The organism is Algoriphagus sp. A40 (genome assembly GCF_002002735.1).
Lineage (GTDB): Bacteria > Bacteroidota > Bacteroidia > Cytophagales > Cyclobacteriaceae > Algoriphagus.
In genome coordinates, this window is sequence record NZ_MUNY01000074.1 from 1 (window position 1) to 17,923 (window position 17,923).

The 17,923-nt window shown below is 43.8% G+C and carries 16 protein-coding genes and 1 rRNA gene; 10 read left to right on the forward strand and 7 right to left on the reverse strand.

Annotated elements, in window-relative coordinates; all coding sequences use genetic code 11:
* Nucleotides 1-270 precede the first annotated feature (270 nt).
* On the reverse strand, nucleotides 271-1,473 hold the full coding sequence (locus B0E43_RS19485) for a pyridoxal phosphate-dependent aminotransferase (RefSeq protein ID WP_077352949.1): 1,203 nt from the start codon (nucleotides 1,471-1,473) through the stop codon (nucleotides 271-273).
* Nucleotides 1,474-1,605: 132 nt separating this feature from the next.
* On the opposite strand from B0E43_RS19485, the gene B0E43_RS19490 reads away from it, so the two are divergent.
* Nucleotides 1,606-2,460, forward strand: a complete 855-nt coding sequence (locus tag B0E43_RS19490; RefSeq protein WP_077352951.1) for a toxin-antitoxin system YwqK family antitoxin — start codon at nucleotides 1,606-1,608, stop codon at nucleotides 2,458-2,460.
* Here the strand turns inward: B0E43_RS19490 and B0E43_RS19495 are convergent, their stop codons facing one another.
* The gene (locus B0E43_RS19495) at nucleotides 2,461-2,988 is read right to left on the reverse strand and encodes a YSC84-related protein (RefSeq protein WP_077352953.1); all 528 of its coding nucleotides are present in this window, start codon (nucleotides 2,986-2,988) and stop codon (nucleotides 2,461-2,463) included. It abuts the gene before it with no gap.
* A gap of 15 nt (nucleotides 2,989-3,003) precedes the next feature.
* A complete protein-coding gene (locus B0E43_RS19500) occupies nucleotides 3,004-3,360 on the reverse strand; it encodes a YraN family protein (protein ID WP_077352955.1) in 357 nt (118 codons plus the stop codon).
* Between the two features lie 85 nt (nucleotides 3,361-3,445).
* Between B0E43_RS19500 and lipB the strand changes: the two genes are divergently transcribed.
* The 6 genes from lipB to B0E43_RS19530 are packed head-to-tail and all read left to right on the forward strand — an operon-like array spanning nucleotide 3,446 to nucleotide 9,163.
* Nucleotides 3,446-4,168, forward strand: a complete 723-nt coding sequence (gene lipB / locus B0E43_RS19505) for a lipoyl(octanoyl) transferase LipB (protein ID WP_077352978.1) — start codon at nucleotides 3,446-3,448, stop codon at nucleotides 4,166-4,168.
* Nucleotides 4,168-4,569 carry a hypothetical protein gene (locus tag B0E43_RS19510; protein WP_077352956.1) on the forward strand — a complete coding sequence of 134 codons (402 nt, stop codon included), beginning with the start codon at nucleotides 4,168-4,170 and terminating at the stop codon, nucleotides 4,567-4,569. The genes lipB and B0E43_RS19510 overlap by 1 nt, the downstream gene beginning before the upstream one ends.
* Before the next feature lie 11 nt (nucleotides 4,570-4,580).
* A complete protein-coding gene (locus B0E43_RS19515) occupies nucleotides 4,581-5,330 on the forward strand; it encodes a 3'-5' exonuclease (protein ID WP_077352958.1) in 750 nt (249 codons plus the stop codon).
* A 49-nt stretch (nucleotides 5,331-5,379) separates the two neighbouring features.
* Nucleotides 5,380-7,581 (forward strand): ribonuclease R, encoded by a 2,202-nt coding sequence (rnr, locus tag B0E43_RS19520; RefSeq protein ID WP_077352960.1) that lies wholly within the window; start codon nucleotides 5,380-5,382, stop codon nucleotides 7,579-7,581.
* On the forward strand, nucleotides 7,544-8,530 hold the full coding sequence (locus B0E43_RS19525; protein ID WP_077352962.1) for a polyprenyl synthetase family protein: 987 nt from the start codon (nucleotides 7,544-7,546) through the stop codon (nucleotides 8,528-8,530). Before rnr ends, B0E43_RS19525 begins: the two co-directional genes overlap by 38 nt.
* A 3-nt stretch (nucleotides 8,531-8,533) precedes the next feature.
* The gene (locus B0E43_RS19530) at nucleotides 8,534-9,163 is read left to right on the forward strand and encodes a rhomboid family intramembrane serine protease (protein WP_077352964.1); all 630 of its coding nucleotides are present in this window, start codon (nucleotides 8,534-8,536) and stop codon (nucleotides 9,161-9,163) included.
* Between the two features lie 37 nt (nucleotides 9,164-9,200).
* Here B0E43_RS19530 and B0E43_RS19535 read toward each other — a convergent pair whose 3' ends face one another.
* The 3 genes from B0E43_RS19535 to rplU form a co-directional block, all read right to left on the reverse strand.
* Nucleotides 9,201-12,230, reverse strand: a complete 3,030-nt coding sequence (locus tag B0E43_RS19535) for a WD40/YVTN/BNR-like repeat-containing protein (RefSeq protein WP_371454728.1) — start codon at nucleotides 12,228-12,230, stop codon at nucleotides 9,201-9,203.
* A 184-nt stretch (nucleotides 12,231-12,414) separates the two neighbouring features.
* Complete coding sequence (gene rpmA / locus B0E43_RS19540; RefSeq protein WP_077352968.1) at nucleotides 12,415-12,675, reverse strand: 50S ribosomal protein L27; 261 nt, start codon at nucleotides 12,673-12,675, stop codon at nucleotides 12,415-12,417.
* 34 nt (nucleotides 12,676-12,709) lie between these two features.
* Nucleotides 12,710-13,021, reverse strand: coding sequence for a 50S ribosomal protein L21 (gene rplU, locus B0E43_RS19545; RefSeq protein ID WP_077352980.1), 312 nt, complete (start codon nucleotides 13,019-13,021; stop codon nucleotides 12,710-12,712).
* Nucleotides 13,022-13,608: 587 nt separating this feature from the next.
* On the opposite strand from rplU, the gene B0E43_RS19555 reads away from it, so the two are divergent.
* The 3 genes from B0E43_RS19555 to B0E43_RS19565 all read left to right on the forward strand — a co-directional run bounded on the left by B0E43_RS19555 (nucleotide 13,609) and on the right by B0E43_RS19565 (nucleotide 17,538).
* Complete coding sequence (locus B0E43_RS19555) at nucleotides 13,609-14,589, forward strand: ribonucleotide-diphosphate reductase subunit beta (RefSeq protein WP_077352972.1); 981 nt, start codon at nucleotides 13,609-13,611, stop codon at nucleotides 14,587-14,589.
* Between the two features lie 37 nt (nucleotides 14,590-14,626).
* A complete protein-coding gene (locus tag B0E43_RS19560) occupies nucleotides 14,627-17,023 on the forward strand; it encodes a ribonucleoside-diphosphate reductase subunit alpha (protein WP_077352974.1) in 2,397 nt (798 codons plus the stop codon).
* A gap of 74 nt (nucleotides 17,024-17,097) precedes the next feature.
* Entirely contained in the window at nucleotides 17,098-17,538 is a 441-nt protein-coding gene (locus B0E43_RS19565) for a DUF1569 domain-containing protein (protein ID WP_168171989.1), read from the forward strand.
* 267 nt (nucleotides 17,539-17,805) lie between these two features.
* Here the strand turns inward: B0E43_RS19565 and rrf are convergent.
* Nucleotides 17,806-17,917 (reverse strand): 5S ribosomal RNA (gene rrf, locus B0E43_RS19570).
* Nucleotides 17,918-17,923 lie beyond the last annotated feature (6 nt).

Genomic DNA, 17,923 nt, shown 5'->3' on the forward strand with positions numbered 1-17,923 from the left:
GCGGCTTCTCAATGTGAATATATCTTGAGATTATTTAGGAGTTAATTGGCTCTCATCCCTCACCACTTATTCAATAAATTTAATTGCTTGAAAGGTGATTTTTCAACTCGTTGCTAACATAGGAGAACGTTAAGAATATTAAGAATTTTCTAATTCTGTTGCTTACTCAGTTGATATCAAAAAAACTAAATGCCCTTTTTTTCTTAATGGTAAAAAAAAGAGGCTGTCCCAAAAGGTGAGACAGCCTCAAATGATATCAAACACTATGGTTTAGGCTAACTCGCCCAATGCTTTTTTCAATCGCTTCAAGGCTTCGATCAATTCCTCTTCAGATGCAGCATAGGAAATTCTCACGCAGCTTGGTGCACCAAATGCTCCACCGGTCACCAATGACACATTTGCAATGGCTAAAAGATATAGGCAAAGGTCATCTGCATTTTTCACCTCGTATCCATGAGCCGACTTTCCAAAGAAAGCAGTTACAACAGGGAAGAAATAGAATGCTCCTTCTGGCACATGGGTTTTGATTCCCGGAATGTCTCTCAACAAGCCCAAAACCAAATCTCTGCGCTTGAGGTAGGCTTCAGTCATTGCCACAGATGGGGCTTGGTCGCCGGAAATACCCGCCAAAGCTGCCCGTTGTGCGATGCCTGTACCACCGGAAGTAAACTGTCCCTGCATTTTTTCCACTGCTTTGGCGATTTCCAAAGGAGCACAGATATAGCCAACTCTCCATCCGGTCATTGCATAGCCTTTGGAGAAGCCATTCACGGTAATTGTTCTTTCGAACATCCCAGGGAAAGACGCCATGCTGTAATTTTTACCCACAAAATTGATCAGTTCGTAGATCTCATCTGCGATCACCATCATTTTTGGGTGTTTCTTCACCACTTCAGAGATTGCTTCCAATTCTTCTTTGGAGAAAACCGAACCGGTTGGATTACACGGAGAAGAATAAATTACCGCCTTGGTTTTTGGAGTCAAAACCGCTTCCAACTGTGCAGCTGTAGCTTTGAAATTATTTTCAAGAGTACCCTCGATCAGAATCGGTACACCCCCACAAAGCTTGATAATCTCTGCGTAGCTAACCCAATATGGAGAAAAAATCACCACTTCGTCGCCTTCGTTGATCATACACATGAACACGTTGGCAATCGAATGCTTGGCCCCTGTGGAGACTACGATATGTTCGGCCTTGGCCTGAGAAATGTTGTTCTCTTCCCGAAGTTTCTTTGCAATCGCTTCTCTCAGATCCTGATAACCCGCCACTGGAGGATAGGCGAAATATTTTCCTTCATCGATCGCAGATTTGGCAGCTTCCTGGATGTGTTTGGGAGTTTTGAAGTCCGGTTCACCCAAGCTTAGACTGATGATATCAATGCCCTGAGTCTTGAGCTCTCTGGCTTTTTTGGCCATTGCGAGAGTTGCTGACTCTTCCATATTCAGGATACGATCTGATAGAATAGAATTCATTTTTTAGATTGATTTTTTACAAATTCCTCAAAAATAGGCAGAAGATTATAAATTCTAAACAATCCCGCGGAATTGATGCTGAAATGTTATTTTTGAATAAAATAGTTGGTCCATTCTGCCGTTTTTCTTTCCATGAACAGGAGATTATTCGTTTTTCTGATCGTTTTATTTGTTTCGGGCAAAATCTCATTTGCCCAAAAAAATGAATCCGAGAAAAAACCAGACCCGGATTCTACCGGGGTTGTCAGTTCAGTGCTTTTCCCTTCTGTAACACCTTTATTGCTTTTTGATGAGGAAAAGGAAAAAGAAGAGAAAAAGGAAAAAAAGAAAAAAGCCCGGAAAAACATCTGGTTTGGGATCAAAACCCAGCGAGGCTATACCCGAAGGGAAATGCGCGGGCAATCCTATTTTGAATACTTCAACTACACGGATGTCGACCGAAATCCCGATCCCTACATCCGGGACGTGTATTGGTATGACACTAAAGACAAAAGCATCAAGACCTCCGGCTACAGCAAAGAAACAGGCTATTTGCTCCACGGACCCTATGAGCGGATAGTAAACGAAACAGTGGTAGAAAGCGGGATGTTTTACTACGGCACCAAGCACAAAACCTGGATGCTTTTTGATGACCAAAACGTACTTCAGGACAAAAATCATTATTCTGAAGGCTGGCCACAGGAATCACGAATTTCATACTACAATCAAGCCTCAAAATCCATTGAGGAAATCATCCCGATCCAATACAGCCTGGAAGAAGGTAATTATTTTTACTTCCATGAAAACCAGCAAATCGCCATCACCGGAGAATATCAATACGGTGAAAAAGTGGGGCTTTGGACCGAATATTGGGACACCAAAAATTCCCAGGCGATCCGAAAAAGGGAGATTCAATACCAGGAAACACCCTATTCAAAAAATTTCCGCCCGTACATACGGGCGGAATGGGATAAAGACGGAACCCTAATTTACAGAAGGGAAAACTGATTATTTGGCAGTATATTTAAATTGTTGACCTCCAACAGAGGCCTCATACATCAAGCCCCCCTTAGTTCGGGTAAAAACAGCAACTCCATCCACATATTTCGCATTGGCTGAGGCACCGGCAGCAGCGGCGACAGCCGACACTTGAGCAGACATTTCTACTTTGTTTTCCTTAAATCGGTCAAAAGCTTCCTTGGTCTCAAAGAATACAACCTCACTGTAGGATTGGCCGCCAGCCTGGAAACCAATGGTCACCTGAGACATTTTGGCAAAACCCACCATAGCGCCTCCTTCATGCGCGACCCCATTACCAGAGGCTCCGCCGACTCCCAATCCTCCTTTTCCTACATTTGGCAGGATGATATAGCCATGGGCTGAGCTGAATAAATTCGCCATACTTGGATCATCTTTTAAGAACGCAGCTTTTGCATCTTCCGAGTCTTTGATGATTTTTTCAGCTTTTTCTTCTTTTTGGGCATAAGTAGCCGTGGTCATTAGGGCCAAGAAAAGGCCAAGAAATAGAGTTTTCATAGTATTTATTGGTGTTTAGTAAAAAGCGTCTTCAAAATGCCGGAAATTAATCGTGCCGGTTCGATTTTTATATACTCCCACGATATCAAATCGGATATCCTTGTGCCAATCCTTTTCATAAATATACTGATCCGCAGCCTTTACCAATAACTTTTTTTTAGTTGAATCAACGAATTCTTCAGCAAAACCAAATCCCGTCCCAGACCTGAACTTTACCTCTACAAAAATCAACAAGCCCCTGTGCTTCATCACCAGATCGATTTCAGCATGCCCGTGTCTGTAATTCGACTCTACCAGTTCGTATCCTTTGCTCACCAGCCAATCCGCTGCCAGTTGCTCCGCAAGCTTGCCGGATTCATTATGCTCGGCCATAGTTAAAATGATTAATTTTGAAAAATCGAAGAACGCTTCAGTGCTTTCGGCTGTTTTAAAAATCAGTTTCCCAGGCGGAAAAAAGATGAATGAAATTATCAACAAAAAAGTAAAATTCCGAGACCTTGGGCTGATGGATTACCAGCAGGCCTGGGATTTTCAGGAGGCGATTTTTGCAGAGACGGTTGCACTGAAAATCAAGAACAGAAATCTACCCCCAGCCCAGCAAGCTCCTTCTCCCAATTTTCTTTTTTTTGTGGAGCATCCGCATGTCTATACTTTGGGGAAAAGCGGGAAACCCGAAAACCTCCTTTTGGATGAATCCGGTTTGAAAAATCATCATGCCAGCTATTACAAAATCAACCGGGGAGGCGACATCACTTACCACGGACCTGGGCAATTGGTCGGATATCCGATTTTGGATCTGGACAACTTCTTTACGGACATCCACAAATACCTGAGGCTTTTGGAGGAAGCCATCATCTTGACTTTGGCGGATTATGGTATCGAGGCAGGAAGGATCGAAGGTTTAACGGGAGTTTGGTTGGATCATGTGAAGCAGGAAAATCCCCGAAAAATCTGCGCATTGGGTGTAAAATCAAGCCGATGGGTGACTATGCACGGTTTTGCTTTCAACCTCAATGTTGACCTGAGCTACTTTTCGCATATCATTCCCTGTGGCATCGATGACAAAGCAGTGACGTCACTTCATCTCGAATTGGGTAAACCGGTAGACGAAAGGGAAGCAAAAGCCAGGGTTAAAAAACATCTGGTGGAATTATTTGAAATGGATATTTTAGAAGAGTAATGAAAAAAGACATAGATTTTTCTCCGGTGACTGGAGTAAAACTGGCCATCGCAAAAACCGAAACTCCCGATGGCATCGAATGGGCAGTCTACCTCATCAACTTGAACCTAATAGAACTGAATACTGTCATGGTCACTTCAAAAGGTTATGGTATTCTGGATGGAGAAAAACGACAGACCTCTACCCTCCGTCACATGATCCAAGAACTGGGAGCTCAATCTATCGCCAAAGTAGAATCCATCGACCCGGGTGTATTTATTTTGACTAATGAATTCTGGGTAAGCTATTACATCCTAGATCAGATTTTTGACAAAAAGTTTATCTTTACTCCAGGCAGTTTTGATCCTGCCCACTTCAGGCTGATTCCAGAAATCGGGCTGGAGGGAGTCCTTCACAGCTAAACTTTTATCTTATGGCAGACTTTTTTGATCAATTGGGAGACATCCTTTTTTTAGATATTGAAACTGCTTCATTAACAGAAAAATTTGAAGATCTCGATTCCCGGCTTCAGGAGGAATGGATAAAAAAAGAACGTCTGATCCGAATGGAAAACCCCAATGAGGTTCCTGGATCGCTTTTCTTTGACCGGGCAGGAATACATGCAGAATTCGGACAGGTGATCTGTGTGGGAGTGGGATTTTTCCAAAGCAAAAAGAAGGATAAAAAGCTCATTTTTAGGTCAAAGATTTTTGACGGCCAAGACGAGCGGGAACTTCTTTTGTCATTCAGGGATTTACTAGACAAGAAAAAGTGGGTGCTCTGCGCTCACAACGGCAAGGAGTTTGATTTTCCCTATCTCTGCCGGAGAATGCTGATCCAAGGAATCCCGCTTCCCGAACCGCTTCAGATTGCCGGCAAAAAACCCTGGGAAGTCCGTCACCTGGACACCATGGAAATGTGGAAATTTGGAGATTACAAGCACTACACCCGCCTGGAGTTGCTGGCGGCGGTTTTTGGAATCCCCACTTCCAAAGATGGAATCGATGGCAGTCAGGTCAATACCGCATTTTATATTGAAAATGACCTGGAGAAAATCAAAAAGTATTGCCTTAGGGACGTGGAGGTAACTGCCAGGATTTTCATGGCAATGCATCCACAGCTGGATGAAATCCAAATTGAAATCGCCCAAGCAGAAGAATCAAAAAAAGATCACAAAGATTAATGTCTAAGGCATCTAAATCTTTTTACCTTAGAAAAAAGTACCCCAAATCATGGGAAGAAAACCAGAAAGAAAAAACTCAAAACATAAAAGTGGAGGTCCATCCAATGACGCAGCCAACCTGGCAAGACGCATCCTCCAATTTTTAGATGCTCACTACGGAGAAGAATTCAACTCCAAGCAGATCACCAAAAGACTCGAAATTCGAGACTCTCTCAACAAAGGGGGAGTTGATCCAATCCTCTACCAATTGGTAGATTCAGGAGCAGTTTCTCGCAGTCCACGCAATTATTTCAGCTCCACCAAAGATCCTGCATTCATTACCGGAACAGTCGATTTTGTTAATCCCAGGTTTGCTTTTATCAAACCTGACGGCATTGAAACTGAAGGTGGCGATATTTTGGTGAAAGAAGCCGACCTCAAGCAAGCCCTTGACGGAGACAAAGTACGCGTGATGGTTTTTCCACTCAAAGGGAAAACAGGTAGAACTGAAGGCCGTGTGCTGGAAATCATGGAAAGAAGCCGGGATGAATTTGTCGGTCGCGTGGAAATTTCTCCGCGATTCGCTTTCGTAGTTCCGGATTTCAAGAAAATGCACAAGGACATTTTCGTGCATCGCGGCGAACTCATGGGGGCTGAGCACAACGAAAAAGTAATCGTCAAACTCACCGAATGGAGAGAGGATGATAAAAACCCTACCGGAAAAGTAATCCGGGTATTGGGAAAAGCCGGACTTCACGAAGTAGAAATCCACTCCATTATGGCGGAATTCGGGCTTCCTTTTGAATATCCTCAGGAGCCAGATGCCGAAGCCAACGAGATTTCGGATAAGATCACAGCCAAGGAAATCAAAGCACGTGAGGACTTTAGGGATGTATTGACATTCACCATTGACCCGGCGGATGCAAAGGACTTTGACGATGCCATTTCTTATCGGGAACTGGAAAACGGAAACCTGGAAATCGGAGTCCACATCGCGGATGTGACGCATTACGTGAAGCCAAAGACTCCTTTGGAAAAAGAAGCATTCAACCGTGCCACTTCAGTTTACCTAGTCGATCGAACTATCCCTATGCTCCCGGAAAGATTGAGTAACGGCCTTTGTTCACTTCGTCCAAAAGAAGACAAACTGACTTTTGCCTGCATCTTTGAAATGGACAAAAGTGGGCATGTGCTAAAGCATAGAATTGGGAGAACAGTCATCCATTCTGACCGCAGGTATGCCTACGAAGAAGCGCAGGTATGCATCGATACCCAATCCGGAGATTTTTATCAGGAGCTGACTTTACTTAATGACCTTGCGAAAAAAATCCGAAAAAAGCGTTTTGACCAAGGTGCTGTAAACTTTGAAACCGTTGAAGTCAAATTCAAACTGGATGAAGCCGGAAAACCTCTTGGTCTCTTTGTCAAAGAAAGAAAAGACATCCACAAGTTGATCGAGGAGTTTATGCTCCTTGCCAATAAGTACGTCGCCGAATTTATCTATAAGAAAAACAACGGCACGGATACTTTTGTCTATCGAACGCACGATAGCCCGGATTTGGATCGACTGGAGACTTTCTCCGGCTTTGCCAAGCGATTTGGCCACCAGATGGACGTGACAAACGTGCAAAAAATCTCCACGGCGCTCAATAAACTGATGGACGAAATTCAGGGCAAACCTGAGCAAAACGTCTTGGAACAATTGGCGATCCGTAGTATGGCCAAAGCCAAATATACCACCGAACCGAAAGGTCACTTTGGTTTGGCTTTTGCCCACTATACCCACTTCACCTCTCCGATTCGTCGCTATCCGGACATGATGGTGCACCGGCTTTTGGAGCATTATCTGGATGGTGGAAAATCTCCGGAAGCGGAGTCATGGGAGCAAAAATGCCTTCACTCCTCAGAGCGTGAAAAACGTGCTGCTGATGCCGAGCGTGCATCCATTAAGTACAAGCAGGTGGAATACATGTCACTCGCCGAGCAGAAGGATTATGACGGTATCGTAAGCGGCGTGACCGAGTGGGGCGTTTTCGTAGAAATCACCGAAACTAAGTGCGAAGGAATGATCCGCGTACAGGATATGGATGACGATTACTACGAATTTGATGAGCGAAATATGCGCTTGATTGGCAGCAAAAGTAAAAAAATGATCACTTTGGGAGACAAAGTGATGGTCCGGGTAGTTAACACCGACATAGACCGACGTACAATCGATTTGGAATTTGCAGACAATGACAGAAAAAAGCCTCGCCCACGCCCTTTTAATTAAACTCGAGGACCACATTACCTCTCACAGTTTCGGAGAATCACCCCTAGAACTTTACGACCCGATTACTTACATCATGAGCCTGGGAGGGAAGCGGATCAGACCGCTTCTCTCTCTTTTGGCTTATGGGCTTTATGATAGAAACCCGGAAGAAATCCTGAGTCAGGCCAGTGCAGTGGAAGTTTTTCACAACTTTACACTGATGCACGACGACATCATGGATCAAGCTCCCCTAAGAAGAGGCAAAGCCACTGTCCATGAAAAATGGAATGCAAACATTGCTATCCTTTCCGGTGATGTGATGCTCGTAAGAGCCTATGACTTGTTGCTGGCCACTGATCCAAAATTACTCCCTGAGGTCATCCGACTGTTCAATAAAACAGCGGCTGAAGTCTGCGAAGGACAGCAGTTTGACATGAATTTTGAAAAATTCGGAACAGTTCACGAAGACGAATACCTCAATATGATTCGTCTGAAAACTGCCGTTCTATTGGGATTTGCGCTTCAGCTCGGAGCAATTTTGGCTGGCGCCGAAAAAGGAGATGCCCAGAAACTCTATGATTTCGGTGTCAACATCGGAGTCGGATTTCAGCTCAAAGATGATTTGCTGGATGTATTTGCCGATCAGGCAAAATTCGGAAAGCAGGTCGGCGGGGATATCATTTCCAACAAGAAGACCTTCCTTCTGATCAAAGCTTTGGAATTGGCCAAGGGAAAAGAAGCCGAGGAGCTTGATTATTGGCTTTCTCTGAAGGATTTTGACAAGATTGAAAAAGTGAAAGCAGTACGGAACCTGTACGAAAAACTTGGAATCAAGTCGTTGACCGAAGCAAAAATGGAGTCCTATTTCAATGCAGGATTTGCTCAGCTGGAGGGAATTCACGCCACCAATCAGGAATACTATCAGGCATTGTACGCCATCACCCAAGACCTGATTCACCGGGAAAAGTAAGCCATGGAATTAACACTGACGACAATTATCATCGGGATCACGGCTATCACGAGTATCCTGGCTTTCAACCGGCATGAAATGTTGGACCGCTGGATGTTTATGCCTTATCGCATCAAAAACCGCGGACAGTGGGATCGGTTCATCCTTTCGGGCTTTATCCACAAAGATTACATCCACCTTTTGTTCAACATGTTTACCTTCTATTTCTTCGGAGGTGTGGTGGAAATGTTCCTAAGCTATACGTTTGGAGTGATAACTGGGGGAGTTTTGTTTGTAGCATTTTACCTTTTAGGAATCATCATTTCTGATATTCCGACCTACAATAAGTATAGAAAAGACAGTCATTACCGTGCACTCGGTGCTTCCGGAGGCACCGCTGCAACTGTTTTTGCAAGCATTGTGATCATGCCGCTTTCAGACATTTGTCTGTTTGGGATTATCTGTTTGCCTGGATTTATTCTGGGTGTCCTTTTTCTCATTTATTCCTATGTGAAAGGACAAAAAGGAGAAGACAACATCAATCACGACGCACACCTTTACGGGGCAATTTTTGGGATTGTATTTATCCTGATCTTATCGCCTTCGAGTGCGGGGATGTTTGTCGAGCAAATCAGAGATTTCAGATTATTCTAAATCAAAAGGCCTCCGGATTTCTCCAGAGGCCTTTTGCTTATTTTTTGATTTCAAGTTTCGTTCGCATTTCTTCGATATTGAGGATTCTGGAGATCTGCTCTTTTTCCAGTTTTTTGAACCTTGCCAACTGCACATCGATCTTCTCGGTCAATTCTTTCCGAACCTCTACTGCCCCATCGGTTGGTTTATAGTCTCCGTTTCCGACGACTGAGTTCAGGTGCGCCAATTTATTGTTCAGCCGAATCGGGAAGTTCAATGGATCTTGCCCACTTCGGTTTTGGGTTTGGTAGAGGGTTTCCTCGATTTCTTGCATTTCGGCTTTGATCGCCTCTAGGTTTTCCGGTTTGGTCTCCAAAGAATCCAATTCGGATCGATAGGCCCGAATCAATTTGATCGTTTCGTGGGTTTCGGTAAGCTTGTTTCTCACACCTAATAAGAAGTCGTACTGGGCTACCAAATCTTCCTGCGTGGACTCGTAGCGTGGATCCGCAAGGACTTTGAAGCTTTGCTCCAGAGCTTGACCATCTAGAGTCATTCGGACTTTGTAGGTTCCGGGAACTACCTTTGGGCCTCTAAGATTAGCTGCCCACATGATAAGGCTGTCAAATCCCGTTGCATTTTCCACCCTAAGATTCCAGTTGAATTCATTGGCTCCTTCTTTTACTTTCAGCGTATCGCCATTGATTCCTTTGGTAGAAAAGACTCTTAGCGGCTGATTCTTATCGTCGAGAAACTCAATTTTCAATTCGTCTTTTGGCTTTTCCTTCAGGAAAGAATAAACCAAAACTCCGCCCGGACGATTGGTTCCTGCTGTCGCACTTTCTTTTTTCACTCCATCAATCCGGTAAGAATCCTGCGGTTTGTAAAGGTGAAATGGTTTGTTTTCCAGTCCAGGCTCAGCCTGATGTAAGACCGTCAGGTCGTCAATGATCCAAAACGATCTGCCCTGAGTCGCAGCAATCAAGTTGTTTTCCTTGATCGCCAAATCAGTAATCGGCACGATCGGGAAATTGAGTTGCAAAGAATGCCAACTTGCGCCATCGTCTTTGGAATAATACATGCCCGTTTCGGTACCGGCATAAAGCATTCCCCGCTTCACAGGATCAGCTCTAACTACTCTTGTGAAATGCTCCGGATCAATCCCTGAGGTGATTTTGGTCCAAGTTTTTCCGTAGTCTTTTGTCTTATATAGATACGGTTCGTAGTTACCGCTTTTATAACCCGTCGCTGCAAAATATGCTTCTGCCGCATCAAACGGACTCGCTTCGATGCTATTGATCTGAAGCCATTCGGGCATATCTTTCGGAGTCACATTTTGCCAAGTCGCACCGTTGTCCTGGGTCACATGAACCAATCCATCGTCTGATCCAGCCCAGATAACTCCCTTTTTCAAAGGCGATTCAGCTCCGGTGAAAATGGTCGCGTAGTACTCTACAGATGTATTGTCCTTGGTAATCGGCCCACCGGATGGACCCAGTTTACTCTTGTCATTTCTAGTCAAATCCGGTGAAAAGACTGCCCAGCTTTGTCCACCGTTATTGGATCGGTGCATTTGGTTACTTGCTGTGTAAAGCATTTTCGGATCATGTGGAGAAAAAAGAATCGGAAAATTCCACTGGAAGCGATATTTCATATCCTCCGCACCATGACCCATTGGATTGTTTGGATAGACATTGACTGAGCGGGAAGTACCGGTTCGGTGATTTTCCCGAGTCAAATAGCCTCCATAAGAACCGCCATACACAATGTCATTGTCCAAAGGATCGGGCGCAATCCAGCCGGATTCACCACCTGCTGTCGGCTCCCAGTCATTTTCAGTTATCGCTCCTCCGTCATTTCTGTGTCGGATTCTCAGCGTGGAGTTATCCTGTTGCGCGCCATAAATCCGATAGGGAAAACTATTGTCAGTGATCACTCTGTAAAACTGGGAAGTCGGCTGATTCATCATAGTAGACCAAGTTGAACCAGCATCTTCGGAAACCTGCGCACCACCATCATCCGCGATGATCATTCGCTGATTGTTTTGCGGATCTATCCAGAGATCATGGTGATCCCCATGTGGAGCCTCAAAGTTTTTGAAGGTTTTGCCCCCATCAGTTGATTTGTGGTAATCCACATTGAGAACATATAATGTTTCCTCATTTTGGGTGTCCGCATAGATTCTGGAATAATACCAAGCTCGCTGGCGGAGATTGCGATCTCCATTCACTTTCTCCCAGGTTTCTCCGGCATCTTTTGAAGTGAAAACCCCACCGTTTTCATTTTCGATGATTGCAAAAAGTCGATTTGAATTCACTGGTGAAACAGTAATTCCCATGATACCTAGAGTCCCTTTGGGGAAGGTTTCCTTTGCAGAAAGTTCATCCCAGGTTTTTCCTCCATCAGAAGACTTGAACATTTTTGAACCCGGTCCGCCACTTTCCAAACTGTAAGGAGTTCGTTTGATTTCCCAAGTAGTCGCATAGAGAATTTCCGGATTTGTCGGATCCAAAACCAAATCAACTGCTCCAGCCACCTCACTTACGAAAAGGACTTTTTCCCAGTTTGCTCCACCGTCGACGGACTTGAAAACACCGCGAGTTGCATCTGGCTTGAAGATATCACCCAAAACAGCGGCATAAACAACATCTGGATTACTTGGGTGAATCTTTAGTCGAGAAATAAAGCGGCTTTTGTCAAGTCCTGCACGTGCCCAGGTTTTCCCGGCATCTGCACTTTTCCAGACACCATATCCAAAGGAAACATTTCCCCGGACGGTTTTTTCTCCGCCGCCTGCATAGACTACAGAAGTATCGCTTTCTGCCACTGACACAGCGCCCATCGAACCTCCAAAAAATCCATCAGAAACAGCCTTCCAGGTCTTTCCTGAATCAACAGTCTTCCAAATACCACCTCCCGTCGATGCGAAATAATAAGAATGATCGCTTCCTTTCACGCCTGTGACGCCATCAGCACGCCCACCACGGAAAGGCCCAATCAGACGCCATTGAACAGCATCATAAATTTTAGGATCGGGCACCTGCTGTGCATTCAGCACATTGCTAGCCAGCAACAAAGTCAGAAGCATTCCTGACCACGAGGCTCGTAAAAACTTTTTCATGTAAGGTAAGGTTGGTGTCAATTCAATTTAAAAATTAGAAGGAAAGAAATGATTATTCGGTGAAAAAATGATCAATGGTGATAAAGATGATATTAAGGCAAAAAAAAAGCCCCTTCCGAAGAAGAGGCTTTGATTTTTTAAGCAGATAGTATTAAGACACTGCAGGCAAAACGCTCACGTAAGATCTGCCGTCAGCTTTGGTTTTGAAAGTTACCACACCTGGAGTCAATGCAAACAGTGTGTGATCTTTACCCAAACCTACGTTAAGGCCAGCGTGATGCTTGGTGCCTCTTTGTCTAACGATGATGTTACCAGCGATTACTACCTCGCCGCCGAATTTCTTCACACCCAGTCTCTTAGAATGTGATTCTCTACCGTTTCTGGAACTACCTACACCTTTTTTGTGTGCCATGGTTATATAAATTTATGTCTTCCTGTAGGAAAACTTAGAGTGTTATAGATTCGATAAGAACTTTGGTGAAGTCTTGTCTGTGACCGTTCTTCTTCTTGTAGCCCTTACGGCGCTTCTTTTTGAAGACAATCACCTTGTCACCTTTTACATGATCCAGGATTTTCCCAGACACCTTGGCTCCAGCTATAAGCGGAGCACCAACAGACACAGAGCCGTCAGCCTCAGCCAACAAAACTTGGTCAAATTCCACGGAAGCGCCAGCGTCACCGTCCAGCTTGGGAGCATAGACGTACTGATCTTTTGTTACTTTGAACTGCTTACCTGCGATGTTTACAATTGCGTACATATTCTTTGATTCTTTGTCAAAATCGGAGTGCAAATATAAGAAAGTCATTTTGAACAAAAAAACATTCTTCAAAAATCAAGTATCAGATTCCGGAAGTACTTTTGTCAACTTTCAAAAAATTCAGGAATCCTTCGTAAACCTCTTAATCCAATACTCGGATTTAGAACATCTGGACGGGGGAAAAATCCAGGAAAAAATGGTAAACGTCTGGCATTCAGGCTCACAATATTATTGAATCCGGAAAGATTTTTCTGACCATCAGTCAAAAGTAAGGTCAAATTTTGATGTGGAAAACTTTTTTCAAAATGTTGAAAATTATTGCAAAGGCCCAAAATGACCAAAATGATTAATGTGTCAGTTTATTAAATTAAATATATAAAGCTGATATATAATATTTTATGCGTTTTTCGACTTTTGGTCAAAAAGTGAATTAAAGCACCACTTCAGCATTTTTTTTTCCCTTTTTGCTTTACATATTTGTTTAAAGGCTGTTCTAAAAAGGCAGCCTTTGCTATCCCCGGACACTATTGAGGACAAGAGTTACCGCCTCTAACCATTTTAAGAACTTTATAATAACAGAGAGTAAGATGCAGCAAGAACCCATTTTAGAAGAGAACAACGGCCGCTTTGTGCTTTTCCCTATCCAGCACAACGACATCTGGCAGTATTACAAAAAAGCCGAGGCTAGTTTCTGGACTGCGGAGGAGATTGATTTGGGTCAGGATATGACAGACTGGAAAAATCTCAATGATGGAGAAAGACATTTTATTTCCCATGTCTTGGCCTTCTTTGCTGCAAGTGACGGAATTGTCAACGAAAACCTTGCTGAACACTTTGTGTCAGAAGTTCAGTACACCGAAGCGAAGTTTTTCTATGGGTTTCAGATTGCCATGGAAAACATCCATTCCGAAACATACTCTTTATTGATCGATACCTACATCAAAGACAATGTGGAGCGTGATCGTCTCTTAAATGCAATCGAACATATTGATTGCGTAAAACGAAAAGCCGACTGGGCGCTTCGTTGGATTGATAACGGAAATTTCCAGGAGCGACTGATTGCTTTTGCCGCAGTAGAAGGGATTTTCTTCTCAGGATCGTTCTGTTCCATCTTCTGGTTGAAGAAAAGGGGCCTGATGCCGGGACTTACCTTTTCAAATGAACTGATCTCCCGTGACGAGGGACTGCACTGTGATTTTGCCTGCCACCTTTATACCAAACATGTGGTAAATCCTCTTCCAAAAAACACGGTCCGTGAAATCATAATGGACGCGGTGGCAATTGAAAAAGAATTTGTGACCGATGCGCTTCCTGTTAGGCTGATCGGTATGAACGCAGACTTGATGTGTCAGTACATTGAGTTTGTAGCAGATCGCCTGCTTATGGAATTGGACTGCGAAAAAGTATGGAACAGTACCAATCCATTTGACTTCATGGATATGATCTCCTTGCAGGGGAAAACCAACTTCTTCGAAAAGAGAGTTGGCGACTACCAAAAAGCCGGCGTGATGAAATCCGCAGAAGCAACTGAATCTTCCTCCAGATTTTCGGTAGAAGAGGACTTTTAATTAACCATTTTTCCACCAATCCAAAATTCACCCGAATATGCTTGTAGTTAAACGCGACGGAAGAAGAGAATCCGTAAGATTCGACAAAATCACCTCCAGGATTGAAAATCTTTGTTATGAGCTGGATCCTAAATTCATCCAGCCTATTGAGGTGGCTAAGAAGGTAATTGATGGCCTTTATGATGGAGTCACCACCTCAGAATTGGACAACCTAGCCGCAGAAGTCTGTGCTTCGCTGACTGTAAGGCATCCAGACTATGCTGTGCTTGCTGCCAGGATTGCCATTTCAAACCTTCATAAAACAACCAGCCAGTCTTTTTCAAACACCATGAAAAGGCTGTACACCTACGTCAATCCCAAAACCGGCGAAAATGCACAGTTGATTGATACAGAAGTCTACGGCATCATCAAAAGAAATGCTGCACGTCTCGATGAAGCCGTCGATTACAAGCGGGATTTTGGCTATGACTATTTTGGATACAAAACACTTGAGAAAAGCTACCTGATCCGTCTTGACGGCAAAGTGGTGGAAAGACCCCAACACATGCTGATGCGTGTTGCAGTGGGAATCCACAGAGAAGACATGGATTCTGCAATCGAAACCTACAATCTCCTATCGGAGCGTTGGTTTACACATGCTACTCCTACTCTTTTCAATGCCGGGACACCAAAGCCTCAGTTGTCTTCATGCTTTCTTTTGACCATGAAAGACGACAGCATCGACGGAATCTACGATACGCTGAAACAGTGCGCAAAAATCTCCCAGTCTGCCGGCGGAATTGGCCTTTCCATTCACCATGTACGTGCCAAGGGGAGCTACATTAAAGGTACCAACGGTGTATCCAACGGGATTGTGCCGATGTTGAGAAATTTCGACATGACTGCGCGATACGTGGATCAGGGAGGAGGAAAAAGAAAAGGAAGCTTTGCCATTTATCTGGAGCCTTGGCATGCAGATATCAAGGATTTCCTTGAACTGAAGAGAAACCACGGTAAAGAAGAAATGCGTGCAAGAGATCTATTCTATGCGCTTTGGATTCCGGATCTGTTTATGAAGAGAGTGGAACAAAATGAAGAGTGGTCACTATTCTGTCCTAATGAAGCTCCGGGGTTGTCTGATTGCCATGGAGAAGAATTTGAGCGCTTGTATGAAAAATATGAGCGCGAAGGAAGAGCTAGGGCAACCATCAAAGCTCAAGAACTTTGGTTTGAGGTACTGGAATCTCAAATCGAAACCGGAACTCCCTACATGCTTTACAAAGACTCAGCAAACGGCAAGTCTAACCAGAAAAACCTCGGTACAATCAAATCTTCAAACCTTTGCACCGAAATCATTGAATACACCGCTCCGGATGAGGTAGCAGTTTGTAACCTGGCTTCTATTGCCATTCCTAAGTTTGTGACTGCTGGTCCTGGTGGAAAGCTGGCTTTCGATCATAAGACGCTATATGATATCACCAAAGTAGCTACCAAAAACCTCAATAAGGTAATTGATATCAACTATTACCCAGTTGAAGAAGCCCGAAGATCCAACTTCAGACATCGTCCGATCGGATTGGGGATTCAGGGATTGGCGGATGCATTCATCATGTTGAGAATGCCATTTGACTCCGTAGAAGCCCGAGGCTTGAATGAGGATATCTTCGAAACCATTTATTATGCCGCGGTAGAAACCTCCATGGAGCTTGCCAAAACTCAGGGAACCTACGAGACTTACGAAGGCTGTCCTGCTTCCAAAGGAATTCTCCAATTTGATATGTGGGGAGTGACACCAAAGTCTGGTAGATGGAACTGGGCTGAGCTTAAAGAGAAAGTGAAAAAATATGGGATGAGAAATTCTCTGCTGGTAGCTCCAATGCCTACCGCATCGACTTCTCAAATCTTGGGCAATAACGAATGTTTTGAACCTTATACCTCCAATCTTTATACAAGAAGGACCCTTTCCGGAGAATTCATTATGGTCAATAAGCACCTGATGAAAGATTTGATCAATCTTGGGATGTGGAATGACAACATGAGAAACCGCCTGATTTCCACAAATGGTTCTGTCCAGAATGTTCCCGGGATTCCACAAAACATCAAGGATATCTATAAGACTGTGTGGGAAATTTCCCAAAAAGTCATCATTGACATGGCGGCAGACCGTGGAGCCTACATCTGTCAATCCCAGAGCATGAATATCTTTATGCAGGATCCAAACTTTGGGAAATTGACATCCATGCATTTCTACGCTTGGAAAAAAGGACTCAAAACAGGGATGTATTACCTCAGATCACAAGCAGCCACTGCAGCCATCAAATTCACATTGGATAAATCATCTTTTGAAAAAAAGCCCGAAAAAGCAATTGAATTAGACAATTCAAAAACACAAAAGCATGACGCCATTGCCTGTTCCCTTGACAATCCTGAAGGGTGCGAAATGTGCGGAAGCTAAAATCTAGAGTTCGTAAAATGGATAAAAGGCGATTGATTATATCAAGCGCTTTTTTTTCGATAAATTTTAAGGCAATGGAAAGAAAATCAATTGAATCAAGAATTGCTGGCCTCACAAAAGATACCCTGGCCCAATTTGGAATCATGACTCCACAGCACATGGTGGAGCATTTGACTTTGACAGTTAAAATCTCCTATGGAAGAATAAAGCTTCCTGAATTTGAACCGAATGAAAAACAACTTGCACAAAAACAGGCATTAATCAATTCGGATATTAAATTTCCAATAGGAATAAAAGCGCCTGTTATTGGGGATAAACTCTTAGATCTTCGGTATGAAAATTTGGAAACTGCAAAGACCGAATTGGTAAAAAGCATTGACGATTACAATCAACACTTTTCAGAATTTCAAAACGACCAAACCATCCACCCGCGCTTCGGGAAACTGAATTATGAAGAATGGGAAAGGTTCCACAAGAAGCATTTCCAACATCATTTGAGCCAATTTGGGCTATAATCAAAAAGCCTGTCAAAGATGTATGACAGGCTTTTTGATTGGGATAGCAACGAGTAAGGTTCAAGTTCAGTGGAGCGCAAAAAATCTCAAACAATATCGTCCAAAAGGCATCTAAGAGTCTAAGACAGGACAGAGTTAAATCATCCAAGTGAATTGGCTTAACTTTTACACAAGCCCATCCCAATTACCATTGGCCTTGGGGAATAAAACATTCCGAGTAGGAATAAACGCAAAAAAGCCAGCTGATTAGAGCTGGCTTTAGGAATAATGTGGCGGCGACCTACTCTCCCGGGTGTGACCCCAGTACCATCGGCGCTGCAGGGCTTAACTTCTCTGTTCGGGATGGGAAGAGGTGGGACCCCTGCGCTAGGCCGCCTAAATTGTA